At 45.0% G+C, this 21,557-nt stretch carries 19 protein-coding genes; 6 read left to right on the forward strand and 13 right to left on the reverse strand.

What is annotated here, in order from left to right:
• Nucleotides 1-127 precede the first annotated feature (127 nt).
• A complete protein-coding gene (locus V3V99_08720) occupies nucleotides 128-1,522 on the forward strand; it encodes an MBL fold metallo-hydrolase (GenBank protein ID MEE9442736.1) in 1,395 nt (464 codons plus the stop codon).
• A gap of 57 nt (nucleotides 1,523-1,579) precedes the next feature.
• Here the strand turns inward: V3V99_08720 and V3V99_08725 are convergent, their stop codons facing one another.
• The 5 genes from V3V99_08725 to V3V99_08745 form a co-directional block, all read right to left on the reverse strand.
• Complete coding sequence (locus tag V3V99_08725) at nucleotides 1,580-2,536, reverse strand: hypothetical protein (GenBank protein MEE9442737.1); 957 nt, start codon at nucleotides 2,534-2,536, stop codon at nucleotides 1,580-1,582.
• An 18-nt stretch (nucleotides 2,537-2,554) separates the two neighbouring features.
• Nucleotides 2,555-3,628, reverse strand: coding sequence for a hypothetical protein (locus V3V99_08730; GenBank protein ID MEE9442738.1), 1,074 nt, complete (start codon nucleotides 3,626-3,628; stop codon nucleotides 2,555-2,557).
• A gap of 287 nt (nucleotides 3,629-3,915) precedes the next feature.
• The gene (locus V3V99_08735) at nucleotides 3,916-4,455 is read right to left on the reverse strand and encodes a hypothetical protein (GenBank protein ID MEE9442739.1); all 540 of its coding nucleotides are present in this window, start codon (nucleotides 4,453-4,455) and stop codon (nucleotides 3,916-3,918) included.
• A 2-nt stretch (nucleotides 4,456-4,457) separates the two neighbouring features.
• Complete coding sequence (locus V3V99_08740; GenBank protein ID MEE9442740.1) at nucleotides 4,458-5,603, reverse strand: GNAT family N-acetyltransferase; 1,146 nt, start codon at nucleotides 5,601-5,603, stop codon at nucleotides 4,458-4,460.
• 3 nt (nucleotides 5,604-5,606) lie between these two features.
• Nucleotides 5,607-6,833, reverse strand: a complete 1,227-nt coding sequence (locus tag V3V99_08745) for a pyridoxal phosphate-dependent aminotransferase family protein (protein ID MEE9442741.1) — start codon at nucleotides 6,831-6,833, stop codon at nucleotides 5,607-5,609.
• 385 nt (nucleotides 6,834-7,218) lie between these two features.
• Here V3V99_08745 and pgsA point away from each other — a divergent pair, with 385 nt between their 5' ends.
• From pgsA to recA, 5 genes are all read left to right on the forward strand, one after another.
• Complete coding sequence (gene pgsA / locus V3V99_08750) at nucleotides 7,219-7,806, forward strand: CDP-diacylglycerol--glycerol-3-phosphate 3-phosphatidyltransferase (protein ID MEE9442742.1); 588 nt, start codon at nucleotides 7,219-7,221, stop codon at nucleotides 7,804-7,806.
• Nucleotides 7,806-8,273: a phosphatidylglycerophosphatase A gene (locus V3V99_08755; protein ID MEE9442743.1), complete on the forward strand. Its 468-nt coding sequence runs from the start codon at nucleotides 7,806-7,808 to the stop codon at nucleotides 8,271-8,273. Before pgsA ends, V3V99_08755 begins: the two co-directional genes overlap by 1 nt.
• Before the next feature lie 20 nt (nucleotides 8,274-8,293).
• Nucleotides 8,294-9,535, forward strand: a complete 1,242-nt coding sequence (locus V3V99_08760; protein MEE9442744.1) for a competence/damage-inducible protein A — start codon at nucleotides 8,294-8,296, stop codon at nucleotides 9,533-9,535.
• 80 nt (nucleotides 9,536-9,615) lie between these two features.
• A complete protein-coding gene (gene thpR, locus V3V99_08765; GenBank protein ID MEE9442745.1) occupies nucleotides 9,616-10,173 on the forward strand; it encodes an RNA 2',3'-cyclic phosphodiesterase in 558 nt (185 codons plus the stop codon).
• Nucleotides 10,174-10,183: 10 nt separating this feature from the next.
• Nucleotides 10,184-11,227: a recombinase RecA gene (gene recA / locus V3V99_08770; protein ID MEE9442746.1), complete on the forward strand. Its 1,044-nt coding sequence runs from the start codon at nucleotides 10,184-10,186 to the stop codon at nucleotides 11,225-11,227.
• A gap of 97 nt (nucleotides 11,228-11,324) precedes the next feature.
• Here the strand turns inward: recA and pyrF are convergent, their stop codons facing one another.
• From pyrF to gmd, 8 genes are all read right to left on the reverse strand, one after another.
• Nucleotides 11,325-12,146, reverse strand: a complete 822-nt coding sequence (gene pyrF, locus V3V99_08775; protein ID MEE9442747.1) for an orotidine-5'-phosphate decarboxylase — start codon at nucleotides 12,144-12,146, stop codon at nucleotides 11,325-11,327.
• A 2-nt stretch (nucleotides 12,147-12,148) separates the two neighbouring features.
• Nucleotides 12,149-13,063 (reverse strand): dihydroorotate dehydrogenase, encoded by a 915-nt coding sequence (locus tag V3V99_08780; protein ID MEE9442748.1) that lies wholly within the window; start codon nucleotides 13,061-13,063, stop codon nucleotides 12,149-12,151.
• Nucleotides 13,060-13,869, reverse strand: coding sequence for a dihydroorotate dehydrogenase electron transfer subunit (locus V3V99_08785; protein ID MEE9442749.1), 810 nt, complete (start codon nucleotides 13,867-13,869; stop codon nucleotides 13,060-13,062). The genes V3V99_08780 and V3V99_08785 overlap by 4 nt, the downstream gene beginning before the upstream one ends.
• A complete protein-coding gene (locus V3V99_08790) occupies nucleotides 13,866-17,108 on the reverse strand; it encodes a tetratricopeptide repeat protein (GenBank protein MEE9442750.1) in 3,243 nt (1,080 codons plus the stop codon). The genes V3V99_08785 and V3V99_08790 overlap by 4 nt, the downstream gene beginning before the upstream one ends.
• A 4-nt stretch (nucleotides 17,109-17,112) precedes the next feature.
• Nucleotides 17,113-18,009: a radical SAM protein gene (locus V3V99_08795; protein ID MEE9442751.1), complete on the reverse strand. Its 897-nt coding sequence runs from the start codon at nucleotides 18,007-18,009 to the stop codon at nucleotides 17,113-17,115.
• 120 nt (nucleotides 18,010-18,129) lie between these two features.
• Nucleotides 18,130-19,437 (reverse strand): nucleotide sugar dehydrogenase, encoded by a 1,308-nt coding sequence (locus V3V99_08800; GenBank protein MEE9442752.1) that lies wholly within the window; start codon nucleotides 19,435-19,437, stop codon nucleotides 18,130-18,132.
• A 10-nt stretch (nucleotides 19,438-19,447) separates the two neighbouring features.
• Nucleotides 19,448-20,404, reverse strand: coding sequence for a GDP-mannose 4,6-dehydratase (locus V3V99_08805; GenBank protein ID MEE9442753.1), 957 nt, complete (start codon nucleotides 20,402-20,404; stop codon nucleotides 19,448-19,450).
• Nucleotides 20,400-21,374: a GDP-mannose 4,6-dehydratase gene (gene gmd / locus V3V99_08810; protein MEE9442754.1), complete on the reverse strand. Its 975-nt coding sequence runs from the start codon at nucleotides 21,372-21,374 to the stop codon at nucleotides 20,400-20,402. The genes V3V99_08805 and gmd overlap by 5 nt, the downstream gene beginning before the upstream one ends.
• Between the last annotated feature and the right edge of the window lie 183 nt (nucleotides 21,375-21,557).

Genomic DNA, 21,557 nt, shown 5'->3' on the forward strand with positions numbered 1-21,557 from the left:
TTGTGGTATGATTATTGCAATTACTAATGACTGATAGACTCCTTAGCGATTTTTTTTAATTGCCCTCCCGCATATATTATTCGCACATTGAAATAACGAAAAAAACATTCAAAGCGGATGGAACTATATGGCGAAACTGACATTTCTGGGCGCGGCGGGGACTGTTACCGGATCGCGGCATCTCCTCGAAGTTGACGGCGCGCGCATGCTCATCGACTGCGGTATGTTTCAGGGCAAAAAAGAATATCGGATGAAAAACTGGGAACCGTTCCCGGTCGATCCGGCTTCGATAGATAAAGTTCTCCTCACTCACGCCCACATCGACCACAGCGGTTATTTGCCCCGATTTGTCAAGGAGGGTTTTGTCGGGCAGGTGCATTGTACTCACGCCACCCGAGAACTGGTGCGGATACTCCTCAAAGACAGCGCTCATCTACAGGAAGAAGACGCCCGCTGGGCCAACAAAAAAGGATTTTCCAAACACAAACCGGCCTTGCCGCTTTTTGACCTCGACGATGCTAAACTGGCGATGAAACGGTTCAAACCGGTTCATTACGGCGATGCCGTTCCCTGCGGCGAAAACGGTCGTATAAAATTCCGCGACGCCGGACATTTACTGGGGTCATCGCTGGTCGATATTCGCGTCAAGAAAAACGGACGGGCGCGGAAGATCCTGTTTTCCGGTGATTTGGGGCGAACCTCACGCCCGCTTCTGCGCGATCCGGTGCAGGTTTACAACGTCGATTATCTCGTTTTGGAATCGACTTACGGCGGCCGTCTGCATGAAAACGAACAGCCGTTTGAAGATCTGGCCGGAATCATAAACGAAAGCCGGGAACGGGGCGGCGTTCTTTTGATCCCCGCCTTTTCGGTGGGACGTACGCAGACGATCTTATACGTTCTTCGCGAACTCGAGGAGCGCGGCTCCATTCCCGAAATGCCGGTATTTATCGATTCGCCAATGGCAATTGAGTCAACGACCGTCTTTGAGAAACGCATCGCCGATCTCGATCTCGAAAGCCGGCTTTTGACTATCCAGGGGAAAAATTTCATTCGCCCCCGCCATCTGCATCGATGCCGCACCCGGGTTAAATCAAAACAGATAAACGATATCAAAAATAACGCCATTATCATCTCTGCCAGCGGCATGGCCGTCGGCGGCAGAATTCTGCATCATCTCGTGCATCGCATGCCCAATCCGAATAACACGATATTGCTAATCGGCTACCAGGCCCAAGGAACCAGAGGAAGAAGCATTCAGGATGGCCATCCAACGATTAAAATTCACGGCCAAAAAATCCCTCTGAAGGCCAAAGTGGAAACGGTGACGGCTTTTTCGGGTCATGCCGATTATGAGGAAATATTGGCGTGGCTATTGGGATTCAACAGGCCCCCCGAAAAAGTGTTTTTGGTGCACGGCGAACCGGATTCGCAAAGACATATGGCTCAGGTCATCCGTCAGAAATTTAAATGGGATACCGCCATCGCCGAAGAAGGTCAGACGGTCGAGCTGGATATATAAAAAAAACCGAATCGCAATGATTCGGTTTTTGCATTTGCAGAAATTATCCAATTATATTCAATACTTATGGGGTAGGGGGATATCAAGATCCTTAAGATACGGTATTAGATCCAACTTGTTCAATTTGTCAAATGCTTTTTCATCATTTGGAAATTTCTTATTAACATATTCAACCAATTCAGTTAACTCATCTTCGGTAACGAAAATGAAATTGTCATCAATATCCTGAACCGTATTACATGGAATAACAATATCTTCATCAGACAGTATTTTGTTTTTCTTTATTTGAAACTCAACTACTTTATCGGCATCATAATATGCATGACTGCCAATTCTATCAGGATCGTTGGGCGCGTGCCAACCTTCCCAGCAGACTGCCATTGGAGTCATACGAAAGTGTTCGCTTTGCCGTTTATCCGAATAGAAAACTTCGATGTCCTGATGTTCGACAAGGTCGTAAATAATTGAACCTTTTCGTTTGTTTCGGTTTTCGGCTTTTTTGATCATCGCAATCGGGCCACAAACGACCTGGGCCATAAATTGCAGATGGCCTTCGCCTACCATGTCATTGGCAAAAACAAGTTGGCGAAACAGCTCGATTTTAAAAGCTTCAGGGAAGACCTTATAATTTAATTCACCAGCGATAACGACTAATTCGGGACCGAATCTCTTCATAAACTTTATTACGGGCAAATCCTTTTCCTGTTCAATACTGACTGGGTAATCCGCTCCCTCTACAATACTGATTGGGTAATCCGTTTCAATTTCCGCCTTCAATCCTTCAGGAATAGGTGGAATGGCAACTACCATGCCATGGTTGAAGTTTTTATCGCGACCCACAAAGCCCACTGGGAGTTTCCCTGAAGAAATCATTTCCAGGTCATACTGCCTCCGTACTGAACCATTGATAGAGTTCAGCCATTCAATTAATTTTTCTGAACTTTCCGTTTTCGATTCCATTATTCGATTTGTATGTCTGTGCCTGATGGCAATTCCGGTAATCATACTATCCATAAAGCAATATTCTCCTCATCAATCCTTATAAATTCTATTCCTCAATGTTCCAAAACGCTCATCTGATGATATTAAATCTTTGCTAATCTGTTCCATGTCTTTTCTTATTTCATCTGGTATCACTTGCACTCCCGGCCATGAAACTCTTTTATAAACTATATCATGACTGAATTCGCTCCAGGCATTGGTTAACAATGAATGTACTTGTATTTCTGCTTTCAGAAATATATTCTCTTCCGATTCTTGAACCGGCATTGTGACGACAAAATGAAATCCATAATAACCTTCATTGGGTTTGTCAGTAAAATCCTTATCGCTGTCAGAAACAATTTCGTAATTATTATCATCCAGCCAACGTTTCAATTGATCCGCGCATTTTATTATGTCTTCCCGGCAAGCCACAATAATCCGTCCCCCAACCAAATCCTTTATATCATCATATAATGTATTTAGTATCGGTAGGTCTATTAATTTATTTAAAGTATCTTGATCGACCAATCGCGGCCAATTTGATTCTGAATTGAATTCACAATGTTTCCATGCCTTGTTAAATAGTTTTTTTTCAACACTCTCTTTTTTCTTCGCTCTAGTGTGAATACCTTTAATCGCATCAGCCGAAAGGGTCTGTAGCAATTGCATCTTTGCCTCTTTAAGAGAACTCTCTAATTCATCCGCGGCATTATTGTAACTCTGTTTATTATCGAGATATTTTTTTCTCATTTCAGAAACAGGGGTACCTTCTTCAATGCCACTGGATAAAAAACGCTGAAAATAATCGCCTTTTATATCGGCCTTTTCTTTTTTACTCAATTCACGCAACGTGGGTTGTATATTTTGATTTACCATTCCCTGCTCCCGAGCCTTCTTCGCCGCACAATGATTATACATTAGTTGAGAATTCCCGGTCAAGCATTTATGCGGCCCAGCCCCCAACATATCCGCCGGATTCTGCCTTTCCCTCGTTACCAATTCGGATTCAAAACCAACAGCGTGCGCCAATGTGTTCAGATTTTGAACGCCATTATAGCTATAATCGACTTGGAAGTCAATGTATTTCAAGTCAGTTAATATGTAATATTGTTCAATTTCCATATTTGGTTTTTTAGATACCTATTTAATCTTTAGCCCGCCTTTAGTATGGCGCAATTTCGGTAACAACACCGGAATAGAAGTATTTTTGAAAATTACATTTTGTAAATTTATCAAAAGCAAGCTACCATACAAGTATACCATCTAAACCCCGAAAAGTCAATATTTACGGGCATTCCAGGCGGGGTAACTATTTTACTGCCACGATTAAATAAAACCAGAAAGCAAATCCGAATAAGTAAATAGTATTCAGGTGTAAATTTCGGTTAGTCAGATCACATCGGCTAAACCTACTTTTGTCCCGCTTTGATGTTGCCTTCGATTTTTAGAGTCTGGTTGCGGGTGTTGAGATAATCGCCGGAAATCGTTCCGTAGATTTTGGAACCGACCAACGAATCGACGACGACGCTGCCTCTCTGACACGTAAACAGGGTTTCTCCTATCCGATAATTCAAATTGCCGGTGATTTCGCATATTGCCTTATGTCCGATATTGTATTTTCCAACATTGATAGTATTCGGCAGAGTCACATAAAAACGCGCCGTCTCAGCCAGCCTCAGTTGAGCGACGCTGACCCCGCCTTTGCCAACACCGGTCGATTGTCCTTCAATAAACAAAACGGTGCTGTCGCTGGGGACGAGTTCAAATCCGCCATGCGTCAACGCGATCGACTTTCCTTTGGTATAAAAAGATGATTTGGTTGTGAACCGGACCGAAGTATTGTCATGTACTTCTTCGGAGACATAGAAATAAGTTTTCTTGCATGACAATAATGCGAAAAGAGATAAGAGAATTAGGATAATCCATAAATACTGATTTTTCTTTATCATGATTACACCTGCATACCGTAAATGCGATATTTTTTATAAAGCTCCCCGCCCATCAGTTCCCCGGCCCGAACCATGGCAAAATTGTCTTCCAAAACCCAGCTCATCTCGCCGTATTTATAGCCTTTTTCATTGGCGACTTCGTATGTTTTCAGATACAGTAAAGTATCAATTCCACGTTTTTGATATTCCGGAATCAAACCCAAAGTTATGATGCGAACCGAATCCACCTTGTTTTTTACTTTGGTGTGCCAGAGAAGTTTCGCAAGCCCTAACGGAAACAAGCGGCCGTTGGCGTATTTCAAAGCTTGATTAATATCCGGCAAAGTCAGGATGAACCCAACCGCTTCGCCGTTGACTTCGGCGATAAATACAAGATCGGGATCGATAATTTGCTTCATATCTTTTGCGATATGCAGGAATTCATCTTTGGACAAGGGCACAAACCCCCAATTTTTGGCCCAGGCTTTATTATAAAGTTCGTTGATCAGTTCGACGTCCTTATTGAACCGTCGCATATTGATTATCCGCAGATCAATCCCCTCTCTGTCTCTCATCCGTTCAGCCATTTTTATAATGCGCGGGTCAAATTCTCGGTCGGCGTATATTTTGAACGCGAAAAGATCTTTGGCTTTGCGCAGTCCGAATTTTTCAGCGAAATCATTATAGTAGGGTTTATTATAAGTCATCATCACGACCGGAGGCATATCATATCCTTCGATAAGCATCCCGACTTCATGATTAGTGGAAAAATTGCACGGACCGAGTATGGCATCCACACCCTCGGCTTTTAGCTTTATCAACGCGACTTTGAAAAGCAATTCGGCGACTTCGTAATCTTCGATGCAGTCAAAAAATCCGAAAAAACCGGTATTGACTTCGTGAAATTCATTATAGCTGTAATTAACGCATATCGCGATGCGCCCGACGTATTTTGAATTTTTCCGAGCCAGAAACAGCCGGGTCTTGGCCGATCGGAAAAAAGGATTTTTACTTTTATTGAAAAAATCTTTGCGTTCGGTAATCAATGGCGGCACCCAGTTGGGATCATCGCGATAAATATCAAAGGGGACTTTGATAAACGCGTAGAGATCGGACGAATTCTCGACCTCCAATAAATCGATATTACCTTTGTTGGTTACCGTATCCACGTTTTAGACAATGTTATATTTTTTCCCCAGCCGAGCAAAAGCATCCAGAACTCGATCAAGTTGCTGGTCGGTGTGGGTCGCGGTGTAGCTTGTGCGAATCAGCGACATTTTGGGAGCGACCGCCGGAGGAACTATGGCGTTGGCGAAAATACCTTCATCGCTCAAATCTTTCCATAATTTGAAGCAGGTCATATCATCACCAATCATAATTGGCACTACCGGGGTTTGAGTATCGCCGATATTATATCCTAATTCTCGAAGTCCTTGATGCATTTTCCGCGTATTTTTCCACAGGTTTTCGCGCCGTTCCGGTTCGGTTTCGATTATATCCAGAGCGGCCAGGGCCGCGGCCGCCGCACCCGGGGGAATCGACGCCGAAAATATGAGTTCCCGCGCAAAATGTTTTACATAATGCAGTGTATCCTCATCACCGCAAATAAATCCTCCCAACGACGCGAATGATTTGGAGAAAGTGGCCATTATCAGATCAACCCGGTCGGAAAGGCCAAAATGTTCGGCCGTACCCCGGCCGCCGGATCCGAGGACGCCAATAGAATGCGCGTCATCGACCATAACCCGGGCGCCGTAATTTTCCGCAATGTCACACATGCGCGGTAAATCGGCAATATCACCTTCCATCGAAAAGACACCGTCGGTTATAATTAAAATACCGCCCCGAAGTCCGTTGTTATACGCAATATCCAGAACTCGTTCCATATCGTCCATATCGTTATGGGCATATTTCATAATCTTGCCGTACGCCAAACGACAACCATCCACGATTGAAGCGTGATCGCTGCGATCAATTAGAATTATATCATCCCTGCCGACCAGACATGAAATAGTGCCCAAATTTGTCTGGAATCCGGTCGAAAAAACAAGCGCCGCCTCGCGATTCATAAATTTTGCCAAGCGCTCTTCCAGCTCAATATGCAGGTCGAGGGTGCCGTTTAAGAATCTTGAACCAGTGCATCCTGAACCGTATTTAAGAGTTGCATTGGCCGCCGCTTCCTTGACACGTGGGTCTCCTACCAATCCGAGATAATTATTAGACCCAATCATAATCATTTCTTTGCCGGCCACGACAACTTCATCGCCCAGAGCCGACGATATCGGGCGGAAATAGGGATAATAGCCAGTTGCCATAACCTCTTTGGCGACAGTCCATTCACGGCACTTTTGGAATAAATCATCCGCTTTGCGCGGAAGTTTTTTTGATTCTTGCTGCAATGTTCCTCGCTTTGCTTATGACCATCCAATAAACCCATACCAATAATGCTTGTCAAGACAAAATCCGGTAGTTTTAATACCTTCGGATTAACCTGATTGAGGTGATTCGGGTTTCGAAGTTTATTGAACGGCAAAACCTTATATTAAAAAAATTCGATAAACTATTATTTTTCTCTTGACATTTTTGTCAAATTTTGCTTTTTTATAATTGCAACGGAAAGTGTTGCAGTAGTGGATTCTTCCTAACATCGTCATCCCAGACTGGTGCGCTCCGGTCTGGGATATTTTTTTGTTTACATTTCGCAGATGTCCCAATCATATCAGGATTCATAACTTGACAGCCCGATTATATTGCCTTACCTTTTTGCCCTGATAATGGAGGATAATGAATACCCCAAATAAATTGACATTGGCACGCATAGTGTTATCACCGGTTTTTATGGTATTTTTCCTGATGGAAAATGTCTATTGCCGGGTTTTGTCTATGGTCATATTTATAGTTGCCGCATTAACCGACGTCTGGGACGGCCATCTGGCCCGCAAATACAATATTACAACCGGGTTCGGCAAGTTCATGGATCCCCTGGCCGATAAAATTTTGACCTCTACGGCATTTGTTTCTTTTTTGGCGCTGGGGTATGTTAAAGCCTGGATGATTATGTTGATAATTATCAGAGAGTTTATAATCACCGGCCTGCGTTCGTTGGCAGCTTATCGAGGTATGATCATCTCGCCGACTATGTCGGCCAAGTTCAAGACGGTTTTGCAGATGACAACCATTGTAACTATCCTGCTCTATATAAATCTGAAAACGGTGATGGAATCGGCGGGATATTCCGGCGGATTTTTCGATTCTCCCCTTGTTATACAGGTTTTTGACTGGATGATGCTGAGCACGACGGTCGTTACGGTTTTGACCGGTATCGACTACCTGATAAAAAACGGGTCAATCATAAAGGAGGTCTTGAAATAATGAATGGTCTGGTAAAGGCCATCGCGACCGGTCTGTACTCAGGATACTTTCCTGTCGTACCCGGAAGTATCGGGACGATTCCGGCCTGGATAATTGCCTGGTTTTGGCTGGGACAAAATCAGGTTTTGCTTTTAATAGCCGCAATTGTGACAATAATTATATCGGTCTGGGCTTCAGGTCGAGCCGAAAAATTTTTCGGGCATGACGCCAAGAAAATAGTCATCGATGAGTGGGCCGGAATGTTTGTTTCGCTTATTTATTTGCCATATCGTATTGACGTTTATATCGCGGCTTTTATCCTGTTTAGATTTTATGATGTCATCAAACCGTATCCGTCGGGAAAATGCGAGTCATTGCCCAGAGGCTGGGGTATAACGATGGATGATGTTTTCGCGGCGATATACGCAAATTTGACTTGTTGGCTGTGCATAATTATTTTAAGTCAGCTAAACTGGCTGGGATTTTAATTAAAAATTCGAGAAGCAAAATGGTTGTAGAAATAATAACAATCGGCGATGAACTTTTATACGGTTCGAGAATTGATACCAATTCGGCCTTTTTGGGACAGCGGCTTGATAGTATTGGATTGGACATCAAATATAAAAGCTCAACCGGCGATAAAATGGATCAATTGGTTGAAGCGATAAATCTGGGACTCCGGCGCGCCAATGTCGTCATCACAACCGGAGGGCTGGGCCCGACCGATGATGATATTACCAAAAAAGCGATCTGCAAAGTTTTTAAGCGAAACCTGATTTTTCATGAAGATATCCTGACCAGCCTTCAAAAAAGATTCGCCGACCGGGATTTGAAAATGCCGGCCATAAATCAAAATCAGGCTCTTTTACCTCAAGGCGCTCGCTTTCTCGCCAACAAAACCGGCTCCGCCCTCGGTATCGTCATCGAAGAACGCGGGAAATTTTTCTGCGCCATGCCCGGGGTTCCGATTGAAATGCGCACGATGACCGATGAGGAATTGTTACCGATGCTTCAGGGCCAGATGGGTAATTTAATAATCAGGCGTCATCGCATGCGAACCACCGGCATCATAGAATCAGCCCTTGCCGAAAAAATCAGACCTGCCCTGAATTTCGCCGAAGGAGTTTCTCTGGCCTATCTTCCGTCATATAAGGGCGTTGATTTGTGTATTAAGGGCTCGGGTACAATCGCCGAAGAGGTCGAATCCGGAGTCAGGCTTCTCGCGGATGGTATTCGTGCCAGGGCGGACAAATATATATATACCGAAGACGATCGCGAACTCGAAGAAGTCATCGGACAAATATTAACCGAAAAGGGAATGACTTTGGCGGTGGCTGAATCATGCACGGGAGGTCTATTGGGAGCTCGAATTACGTCAGTTCCCGGTTCCTCTAATTATTTCCCGGGGGGAGTTATAGCCTACGCCAACGACGTCAAAATAAACAAGCTGGGAGTTCCACGCGATGTATTGGAGAGATTCGGCGCCGTTTCGGCCGAAACCGCTAAGGCAATGGCTTCGGGGCTTGTCAAATTATTTGGAGCCGATATGGGAGTATCAATAACCGGCATCGCAGGACCTGGCGGAGGAACCGAAGAAAAACCTGTCGGTACCGTTTTTATCGGCCTGGCCGCGGGCGAACGAGTGCATTATCGTAAATTTAACTTGAGCCTGGATCGGGAAATTAATCGTGAGCGCGCCGTTGCGACGGCTTTAAATATGGTTCGAAAAGAGCTTTTGGGAATTGATTGAAATTTGTGATATACTTCAATCGCTTATTACTGTATTTTCTATGAAATTAAAAACTGGGAACTCAGGGAAGCAAAATACAAATGTTGCGACTGTTTATAGCCCTGCATTTGCCGGGTCAAATTAAGGAGAAATTGGAAAAGGTTATTTCCGATTTGCGGCCCCTTGCCGATGGAATCAAGTGGGTTGAACCGAAAAATATGCATTTAACCCTCAAGTTTCTGGGCGATACGGAAGAGGAAATCGTTGAGGGGGTAGCAGGTGCGGTCATACGTGCCCTGACCGGGCGTAGAGTATTTGAAGTTAAATTAAGCGAGTGCGGGGGATTTCCTAACCTAAAAAATCCGCGAGTAATCTGGGCGGGCATAGACGGAGCCGACCCGGCCGTTGAAATGGCAATGGCGATAAATAATGAATTGGCCAAAATCGGCATCGAGAAAGACAAAAAGCGCCTGTCACCTCATTTAACTCTGGGACGTATCAAGAGAAGAAGTGACCTGTCGCGGCTTTCGAATTATCTGAGAAACTTGTATTTTGATAGCGAAGCGGTTATATTGGATCGAGCGGCCCTGATAAAATCGACGTTAACTCCGCGCGGCCCGATTTATGAAAATTTAAGAGAATTTAAACTTGTACAATAAGGGAAAGGTTATGGCTATTCAACAACAAGACCAGAAAAAAGCTCTGGAAGCGGCCGTTAGCCAGATTGAAAAGCAATTTGGCAAAGGTTCGATTATGAAACTCGGCGGGGACGATGTCGCTGCCGGTATTGATATTATTCCCAGCGGTTCGCTGGGAGTGGACGCGGCCATGGGAGTCGGCGGATATCCCCGCGGGCGAGTCGTTGAGATTTACGGCCCTGAATCATCCGGTAAAACGACTCTGGCCCTGCATGCTATTGCCGAAGCGCAAAAAGAAGGAGGAACAGCCGCCTTTATAGACGCCGAGCATGCCGTCGATCCGGCCTATTCCCGGGCTTTAGGCGTTGATCTCGACAATCTGCTAATATCTCAACCCGATACTGGCGAGCAGGCTCTCGAAATCGTCGAGACTCTCGTTCGTTCCGGAGCAGTCGATATTATCGTTATTGATTCGGTAGCGGCCCTGGTTCCGCGGGCTGAAATCGAAGGCGAAATGGGCGATTCTCACATGGGTCTTCAGGCACGATTAATGTCGCAGGCATTGAGAAAGCTTACCGGCGTCGTATCGAAATCGAGATGCTGCCTTATCTTTATCAATCAAATCAGGATGAAAATCGGAGTCATGTTCGGCAATCCGGAAACGACTACCGGAGGTCGGGCTTTGAAGTTCTACGCCTCTATCAGACTTGATATCAGGAAAATAGCCACTATTAAAGACGGCGATTCCGTGGTCGGTAATCGGACCCGGGTGCGAGTGGTGAAAAACAAGGTCGCGCCGCCATTCCGCGAAGCCGAATTTGATATCACCTATGGAAAAGGCATCTCAACCGTCGGCGAGATCCTTGATATCGGCGTCCGGGAAGAAATTGTACAAAAATCGGGGGCATGGTTTTCCTATGGTTCGGACCGTTTAGGACAGGGTCGCGAACGAGTCAAACAGTTTCTTGAAGACAATGCCGATATAAAGGATAAAATCGAGCACGACGTTAAGGTAAAACTGGGACTGATCGGGGAGGATGAAGATTCCAGCGAAGAGGTGAAAAAGTCTGAGTAACTCTAAGGAATCTCTCTCAAATGAATCAAGGCGAAATGCTAAAAAGCATTTCGCCCTTTCTTTATGTAAAAATTATCTGTCAGCTAAATAAGAATAATTAAGAAATCGGTTTTTGGCGTAACTGGCTGATATCACCGTTCAATTTTTCGACAACCGCGCGAGCCGCTTCGGCATAATCGGATTTTTCACTGGCATATAAAACCGAACGGGAGACGTTTATTATAGCTGGTTTTTTGAAATTGTCGGTTCCGCCCAAAACCGATTTTTCCAAATCACCGCCCTGTGCGCCAACTCCGGGGATTAGAAGCGGCATATCTTCGGCAATGCGGCGGACCTTGGTCAATTGTTCCGCGTAGGTAGCTCCCACGACCAACCCACAGTTATTATTTTTGTTCCACGACACCGTTTTTTCGGCCACATGCATATATAACGGTCGGTTGCCGATTTCGAGTCTTTGAAAATCTCGCGCCCCCGAATTTGAGGTCAGGCATAGGATAAAGACGCCATTATTTTTATACCTGACAAAAGGACGGATCGAATCATACCCCATATAAGGGTTGACCGTGGCCCAGTCGGCACCGTAAACTTCAAAGCAAGTCTTGGCGTAAAATTCGCCGGTATTTCCGATATCGCCTCTTTTACCATCGAGAATAATAACCGTATCATCAGGTATGCGATCACAGACCAGTTTGAGAAGCGATAATCCTTCGGGGCCCAGCGCCTCATAAAAAGCAAGATTGGGCTTATACGCCGCGACAATATCGGACGTGGCTTCTATAATATTAAGCGTAAACCGGGCCAGACTCTTGATACTTTCGTCACATCCTTCGGGGAGTTTGCGAGGATCAATATCAAGCCCGACACACAACATCGATTTGTTTTCTTCCACGCTGGACAACAGTTTTTTTAATGCAATCATTTTTATGTCCTGACTTTGCCGATAATTTCTTTTAATGAATTTATTTTTTTCGATTTCAAATAACCGGATAAACCTTTGATGATTTTCATTGTCACATCCGGCTCAATAAAATTGGCGGTTCCGATTTGAATCCCGGTCGCACCGGCCAGATGATATTCGACAGCATCTTCCCACGATGAAATTCCGCCAATTCCGATAATCGGGATATCAACCGCCTGACTAACTTTGTAAACCATTGCGATGCCAACCGGCTTGATGGCCGGGCCGGATAAACCTCCGGTTGTATATGATAATCTCGGAAATCCGGTTTCTATATCAATAGCCATCCCCACCAGCGTATTTATAAGAGATACGACTGCGGCGCCGCCGCCTTTCGCAGCCCTGGCAATGTCAGCGATTGAAGTGACATTGGGAGAAAGTTTGGCAATAATCGGTCGGCTGGAGACTTTGGAGATATCTCGGATCACTTTTTCGGTAGCTTTGGGATCGACTCCAAACGCCATGCCGCCCTCATCAACGTTGGGACACGATAAGTTAATCTCGAGCATATCAAAGCCGCCCGCTTTTTCCAACCGGCGGCAGATTTCAACATATTCATCAAATGATGATCCGGCGACATTAACTATAATTTTGGTATTCAGCTTTTTGAGAAACGGTATTTTTTCATCAATGAATCTTTCGATGCCGACGTTGGCCAGTCCGATTGCATTTAACATACCGGCGGCCGTTTCGCAGGTGCGCGGCGGAGGATGGCCCTGGCGTTCCTCCATCGTTATCGTTTTGGTGACGATTCCGCCCAGGGCATTGAGGTCGATTAGATTTTCGAATTCCTCACCGTAGCCGAACGTTCCCGACGCCACCATCACCGGATTTTTGAATTTTACGCCGGCTATTTCTATTTTCAAATTCGGCTTCAAATCTTAACCTCGCCTATATTGAAGACCGGACCGTCATAACAAACCCGGACATACTTTTTGGGCCGGTCGAGACGTTCTTTTATACATCCCAGGCAAACCCCAATTCCGCACGGCATTGGTGCTTCCAATGATAATTGCCCTTTGTAACCGTGTTGTATTGCCAAATTTTGCAAGGCTTCAAGCATCGGCTCGGGCCCGCATCCGAAAAGCATGGTTTTATTTGTATCCAATTCAGGGAGTTTCGCCTTCAAGGCTTCCGTAATTAGCCCATGAAACCCGTAAGATCCGTCATCGGTGCAGGGGATAAATTCAACTCCCAGCCGCCGGAGAGAGGCAAGTTCGACCAGTTCATTATTGGTACGACCTCCGTATAAGAACATAATATTTTTGGAGGGGTATCCGCTGTTTAAGAGATATCGACAATAGAATAGCAATGGTGGCAGGCCGACTCCTCCGGCGACCATAACCAAATTTTTGTTCTTTCCCGGTTTATTAAAATGATTTCCCAGCGGGCCAATTAAATCAAGAGAATCGCCTTTACGCATATTTCCCAGAATCGATGTTCCTTTGCCGACGATTTTGTAAATAATATCCAGCCGACCGGTTGCTTTATCGAAATCGGCGACCGAAAAAGCCCGGCGAAAATACGGATCGTTGCCCGGGTCGACTTTGACGTGCACAAATTGACCCGGCAAAATCCTTTTTGATAATTTAAATCCTTCGACGGCGATTTTGAAATACGCGCCCGAAGAATTCAGCTTGCGATTGGAAACCACTCGGCATACCTGAGGAATGATTTTTCTCACTGTCTGTACTCCTGAGGTATCTCAACCTTACGTTTGTAATAAAACCAGGTGTCATACAATTCAGGAGGAATGCGGCCGTTGTCAAAAATGGTGTTTTCTACGGTTTCCGTAATCCGTTCATTAAGCTCGGGTGACGTTGTCGGATTCATCAGGATCAATTCTTCCACCTTACCCATAAAATCGATTCTGATTTGAAAATACAAATTGTCCTCAATCCTCGCCGCTACCGCTTCAAGAGGATATTCAAAGTGGACGTTTTCCGCCAGTAGGTATTCATTTGCCGGAGGTAATTGCTTACCATCCTGACCGGTAATAAATTTCGATATAGCCTTTAGTTCCGGAGATAATGTGTCCGCCGGGTTCTGAGCTGCAAACGGCTGTTCATCGGCGGGTGGTGATTCTTCCGGCTTAACAGGATATTCAGCCTGTTTTCCTTTCTCCTGCAATTGCCGCGCGATTTCAGGCGAAGTATGAATCCTGTATTCCGAACCGATGAATTTAGTATACTCCGATTGAGGGAATGAATCGACAAAAGCAGAATATAAGTCTATAAGCAGCGAATCACCGGGAGCGAAGTATTTATCATACGTCCAGAGGAGTAAATACCGGGCTTGAGTACCATATTCAGAGTAAGGAAAACTGTCAACGACATACTGATAGTAAAATCGGGCCGAATCTATCAACCCGAGAGCGTGATAATATGCTTCATCCCGAGGCACAGTATCGAGAGGCTGATCGCTGGTTCCAAAAATCCCAAAAGAATCCGCTTCTTGAGTCATTTCATTAAAATTAATAAAGGCTGTACTATCGGAGCCGATTATATCTGACGCCAAAACATCCAGGCTATCTGAGATTGAATCATCGGAGTCCCGAATCCCAAGACTATCCGAGATGCCTTTATCGGATTCAATAATATTCAGACTATCCGCAGGTGTCTCATCTCCTTCTAAAACTGGCTTTTCTGCAAATAGACTGTCGTTAGGTTGCAATAGGCTGTCTTCCCGGGCTTGCGCCGAATTCCGGCCTCGTAATCTGTCAAGATCATCTCGATCGTCACTTGGCAAGGATCTTCCCGGTTGAATTATGCTTTGCCCCGGCGGTTCAGAAAGCGGCAGTGAATCCTGTACAGTAAGACTATCCTGTATATCTAAACTTTGCTCTGGCAGTTCAGAAAGCGGCAGTGAATCCTGTTCAGTAAGGCTATCCTGTAGAGCTAAACTTTGCTCTGGCGGTTCAGAAAGCGGCAGTGAATCCTGTACAGTAAGACTATCCTGTATATCTAAACTTTGCTCTGGCAGTTCAGAAAGCGGAAGTGAATCCTGTTCAGTAAGGCTATCCTGTAGATCTAAACTTTGCTCTGGCGGTTCAGAAAGCGGCAGTGAATCCTGTTCAGTAAGGCTATCCTGTAGATCTAAACTTTGCTCTGGCAGTTCAGAAAGAGACAGCGAATCCTGTATAGTAAGACTATCCCCAGGAATCACGGATGAGTCCCCGGGCGTTGCCGTTTCACCTCTGGCCTGGCGCATCAAATCGGTCAGCCTGACCGCGTCTCCTGACTGCATTGTCGAATCAAACAGTTTTGTATTCGGCACAAAAACAGATGAAGCCGTATCGGAAGTTTCGCTTTCGACGATATCGCTATCTGTTGTCAAAGTATCGGAGGGGGTAATATCTTCATCATCATCTACGCTTGTAGTATCGACCGTACTGGTTGTGTCGATTGGTCGAGTAATCCTTTCTTCAAAGGGGAAGTACCAATCTTTGTCAAGATTTTGAAATTCCTCAAGAAAATTCTCCGCTTTGCGGTAGACTATTAAGGCATATCCGGTGTCGGCAATCGTTCCCGCCAAGCCCAATTTACCAATGACTATTTCAGCTTCATCAAAATGAGCATAATCGCTCAACACCAGGCGAATCAGGCTATCGGCTCCCGTGGTGTCAAACAAATCATTTTCATAGATATATGACATCGAAATCAAAGCTCGCGGGGCATGGCGTGAACCTGGGAATCGCTCCAACAGAGTGCGAAAGGCGCTAATAGCGGAGTCCGGTTTATCAAGATCATAATAATAGAGCTCCCCCAGCCTGAATTGATTCTTACCCAGTATTTCCAGTTCGGACAAGTTTTCATCGGGGGCTTTGTCCTGATCCTGTCCCTCATCCCCCATATGCATATACTCTTCGAGCAGGACTAATTGCGACGCGCGCCTGGTGGCATCTGCATAGACCGACGATTGTCGTCTTTCGTCCCGAGCGTTGGTATAATAGGAGCGAGCCTTAACCAAATCCTCAAAGTCATATTGATATATGAGCGCCAATTCATAATAAGCAACCGCTGACGGCTCTTTGCCGGGATTTTCAAGAGTAATCTGCTCATAAGTATTAATAGCCGATTCAAGGTCTCCTTCCCACTCGTATCCTTCGGCCATTTTTAGTCGTATCGGAGCTAATGAATCATAGTACATCTCGTTATCCGCCAGAGATTCCAGTATTTGCAGACCGCCGGGTATGTCGAACAGGAAATAATCACATTCGGCGAGTTTGAATTGTATGCGATAATAGTCAAGGGTATCCGGGCTATAATCCAAGGCCTTGTCATAGTTTTCTCTGGCCGGTTTGAAATTATACTTCTCGAAATATCCGTCGCCCACATACATAAGGGCGTGTAACTTGTCTTTCTCTTCTCCCAGAGAATCGATTAGTGATTGAAAATACTGATTGGCAGTTTCAAAATCCTGCGCTTCAAAGTAATATTCTCCCAGAGCCCGGGCGGCGTCGGCTTTCATTTGCTTATCTTCGCTCTTCTCAAATATTTCTTCAAATATGACAATCGCCTCGGTTTCCTCCTTTAGCTTCAATTTGGCCTTCGCCAGAAGTACTCGAGCACGCGGGACAAACTCAGATTCAGGGTAATTGGCTAAGAGTTCCTTAAATTTCCTCGATGAGTCAGAGAATTCGCCCAAATAATAATAGGCGGTTCCAATAATATATAAAGCGTCGTCGACCCAGCTTGAAGTAGGGTGTTTTTCCAAAATCCTTGAAGCTTTGGTTATGGCAATATTGTATTTCTGTATTTCGCCGCCCCGGGCATTATCACGGCCATCTTTTTTACGTGTTTTTTCGGCGGCATTGAAGTTTTTGCGGATGTTGTGAAAGGTGTTAAAATAAATGCTGGTGCAGGAGCTTAAAATTACCGCGATAATAATCAAGTTTATTATTAATAGGGCTTTTCGATTCACCTGATTACCTCAACTCCTGAATAAAACCGTTTTTCAGTCCAGCATTATAGAACATCTCAACGACCTTGTCAAATTCGGTTGCGGCGATTCTCTTCTTCAGGATATCATGTTCGGTCGCTCGATAGGCCGGGAAATATTGGCTCATCAAACTGATATATATATCGGTGGAAATCTCATTGGCAAGAAAGTCAAAGATCTCTTTTGAGCCCGACAATCCGCCAGGCAAAACCAGATGCCTGATTAAAAGCCCGCGTTTCGCGATGCCGGAATCGTCAATTTCAAGATTGCCCACCTGCCGAAACATTTCCTTAATGGCGCTACGATTGATTTCTCTGTAATTAATCGCATTTGAACATTCGCGCGCGATTTCATTGTTATTGTACCGCATATCAGCCATATATATATCTATTATACCCTCGATCCTTTCAATCGTCTCCAATTTCTGATACCCTGAGCTATTGCAAACAATCGGGGTATTCAGGCCTCTTCGGCCTGCCAGTCCGAGAGCTTTGACAATATGACCGATAAAATGATCGGGTGTTACAAAATTAATATTATGCGCCCCTCGCTCCTGCAACGACATAATCTTTTCGGCCAGTTCTTCAATTTCCATTTCCGAACCGACCAATTGCTGACTGATGGGATAATTCTGGCAATATAAACATGACAGGCTGCATCCGGACAGGAATATAGTTCCGGAGCCGCAATTTCCGCTAATCGGAGGTTCTTCGCCAAAATGCAAATTACAGCTTGCGACACGTACTTTATCCGATGCGCCGCATTGTCCGTCGCTGGAAACGGTTCTGTCAACTCCGCATTCCTGGGGACATAATTCGCAGTTATCCAATTGCTCAAGAAGCGATTCGCCGATTTCAATTATTTTATCCAGGCTCTTTCTCATAGGCCATAAAATAAATCAGATTATATAAACAAGCAAGCCCGGTCATTAAAGGACTCGCCCAAATAAAAAACCGGAGATGAGAATTATCTCCGGTTGATCTATACAATCCGAAAAAAATCGCTATAATTTGTGAATCTTATTCTTACCTTTCGTGACATCTATCGTGGCATTACGGGTATCGAAAACCAATTGAGCGTTTTCGCAAATCCAGTCATAATCAAAATCTTTATGATCGGTCAATATAACCACCAGATCGGCCTTTTTTAGCCTGGCCGGTGTGAGCTTGATCGATTTCATCTTATGAGCGTCCTGCTTTAATTCGGGGACGTAGGGATCATTGTAGCTCAGTTTCGCTCCCAGCCGATCGAGCAATTCAATTACATCGAGGGCCGGTGATTCGCGGATATCCTGAATGTTTTTCTTGTAGGCTACGCCCAGGACAAGAATCCGTGAGCCTTTCACTGATTTGCCACGATCGTTGAGAAGAGAAGTGATTCTCTCGACGACCCATTCGGGCATATGTGAATTTATATCGCCCGCCAATTCGATAAAACGAGCGAAATAGTTGAGCGTTTTTAGTTTCCATGACAGATAATGAGGGTCAATTGGTATGCAATGGCCACCGAGTCCCGGCCCCGGATAGAACGGCATAAATCCGAAAGGCTTAGTTGCGGCGGCATTGATTATTTCCCAGACGTCCATATTCAACCGATGGCACATCAGAGCGACTTCGTTTACCAGACCGATATTGACCGATCGGAAAGTGTTTTCGAGGAGCTTAACCATTTCCGCGGCACGGGTCGATGATACCGGATAAATATTGGGAATAACCTGCTTATAACATTTTTGAGCGACCTGGGTGCATTTATTCGTAATACCTCCCACGACCCGGGGAGTATTTTTGGTTGTATAATGCGCATTTCCGGGATCGACTCTTTCCGGCGAAAAAGCCAGATAAAAATCGCGTCCCGCTTTGAGGCCGCTTTCCTCAAGTTTGGGTTTGATGACCTCATCGGTAGTCCCCGGATAGGTTGTCGATTCCAGAACCACCAGCATATCTTTGTGCAGGTATTTTACGACCGCCTCACAGGCCGACAAAATATAGCTAATATCCGGGTCTTTGGTCTTTGATAACGGTGTCGGGACGCATATAAAAACACAGTCCATTTTAGATAAATGGCTTTGATCAGTTGTGGCTTTCAGGAATTTGGAACTAATCAGCGGGGCTACGCGACTATCGGGGATATCGTCAATATCGGAATGGCCGCCTGTAATAAGTTTAACTTTGTTTTTGGAAATATCTATCCCGGTGACCTTATAACCGCTTTCGGCGAACTCAACCGCCAGCGGCAAACCGACATAACCAAGACCGATGATACCGATTCGGGCGCTTTTATCTTTGATTTTATCCAGAATTTTCTTCTTCACAAATACTCCCTTATCTGTTAACCCTTTCCCGCCAATATTCCAGAGTGTCTTTCAGGGTCATCTTAAGCGGGATTTCAGGTTTCCAGCCAATTTCCTTTTTGACTTTATGATAGCTTCCCCGCAAAACCGGCAAATCGATTTTGCGAAATAGTTTTTTATCTTTTTTTATTCTTATCGGCTTATCTGATAGCTCTATCAGTTTTTTTAGCAAAACCCCGATTTGATAATCGCGGCCCGAACAAAGTTGATAGATTTCCCCCGATCGACCCTTCTCGGCAATCATACGGTACCCCCGGACTATATCGCGAACATCACTCAAATCCCTGCGAGCCGACAAATTCCCTACGGTGATAATTCCATTTTTTCGAGAAATTTCCGCTTTTGCGATTTTTCTGCTAAAAGCGGGAATCGCAAAATCAGGCGTCTGCCCTGGTCCGGTATGATTAAAAGCCCGAACGATTATAATCGGCGCACCGAATTGACCGAAATAGATTGTGCTCAAGTATTCCCCGGCCACTTTGCTTTGGGCATAAGGGTTTATCGGATTGGGAATTTGGGTGGGCTTGAGCGGCAAATCATTCGGTTTGACCAACCCGTAAACATCCGATGAGCTGATAAAAATTAGCCTTTTCAGCCATGATTTGTTCTTAATAGCTTCAAAGATATTAGTCGTTCCGATTACGTTGACTTTGAAAGTCTTTTCCGCCTCAATAAAAGACTTCCCGACCGAAGCCATCGCCGCCAAATGAAACAGATAATCGGGTTTTGCGCGGCTTAATATATCTTTGCATGATTTGGGATCAGTTATATCGAATCGATCGATTATAATCTTGTGAGGGATATGTCTTAAGTTAACATCTGATTCCCCTGGCAGCGCCGCGCCTCGGACATAATACCCATGATTTAACAGCTCTTCGGCGAGCCAAGATCCTGCGAATCCGCAAATACCAGTGATATAGGCCTTAATTGCTCTTTCCTTTCAGGCGTTCGAGATCGGCGTCAACCATCATCTTGACCAGGCCTTTGAAATCTACTTCCGACTCCCAATCCAAATCCTTTTTGGCTTTGGAAGCGTCGCCGACGAGAAAATCGACTTCGGCCGGACGCATAAAGCGGGGATCTTTAACGACATATTTCTCCCAGTCAAGATCCACCGATGAAAACGCCTCCACCACAAAATCCTTAACCGAATGGGCCGAACCGGTCGCGATCACATAATCCAGGGCCGAATCCTGCTGAAGCATCAGCCACATAGCCTTAACATAATCACCGGCAAAACCCCAGTCCCGTTTGGCGTCCAGATTTCCCAGAGCCAGATTATCGGCCAATCCCAATTTTATTCGGGCAACGCCGTCGGTAATTTTCCTCGTAACGAATTCCAGCCCCCGACGGGGTGATTCATGATTGAACAAAATCCCACTGGTGGCGTAAATGCCATAACTTTCACGATAATTGACAGTAATCCAGTGACCGTAAACTTTAGCGACACCGTAAGGCGAACGAGGATAGAGCGAGGTCGTTTCCGTCTGAGGCGTTTCGCGGACTTTGCCGAACATCTCCGATGAGGAAGCCTGGTAAAATCGTATGTTCTTATTCACCAACCTGATAGCCTCAAGAACCTTTGTCACTCCCAGAGCGTTAAATTCCCCGGTTAAAACCGGCTGGCTCCACGAAGTTGGGACAAATGATTGTGCCGCAAGATTATATACCTCGTCCGGCTTAATCTCTTCTATAACGCTGATAATCGATAATTGGTCCAGAAGGTCAGCCTGGTGAAGTTGTATTTTATTTTTGATATGATTGATTCGATCAAAAGATTCCGTTGATGCCCTTCGGACCATGCCGAAAACTTCATAGCCTTTTGAGAGCAACAGTTCGGCGAGATAGGAGCCGTCCTGTCCGGTAATTCCCGTAATAATCGCCCGCATATTTTTTATCCCTTCTTTGGATAACAAGTTAGATTTCGAATATAGGCTTATACTTATTTCGGGTCAAATGGTTTTCTATTAATCTATTTCGAACAATTGATGCCTCAACCTTAGGATTTAGTAATATCTGTTTTTGCCGATAACTATTCTATCTAAAAAGGGATGGGGAATTTCCAAAAAGGATACCTTTTA

The sequence above is a fragment of the Candidatus Zixiibacteriota bacterium genome (genome assembly GCA_036480375.1).
Taxonomy (GTDB): Bacteria; Zixibacteria; MSB-5A5; order GN15; family JAAZOE01; genus JAZGGI01.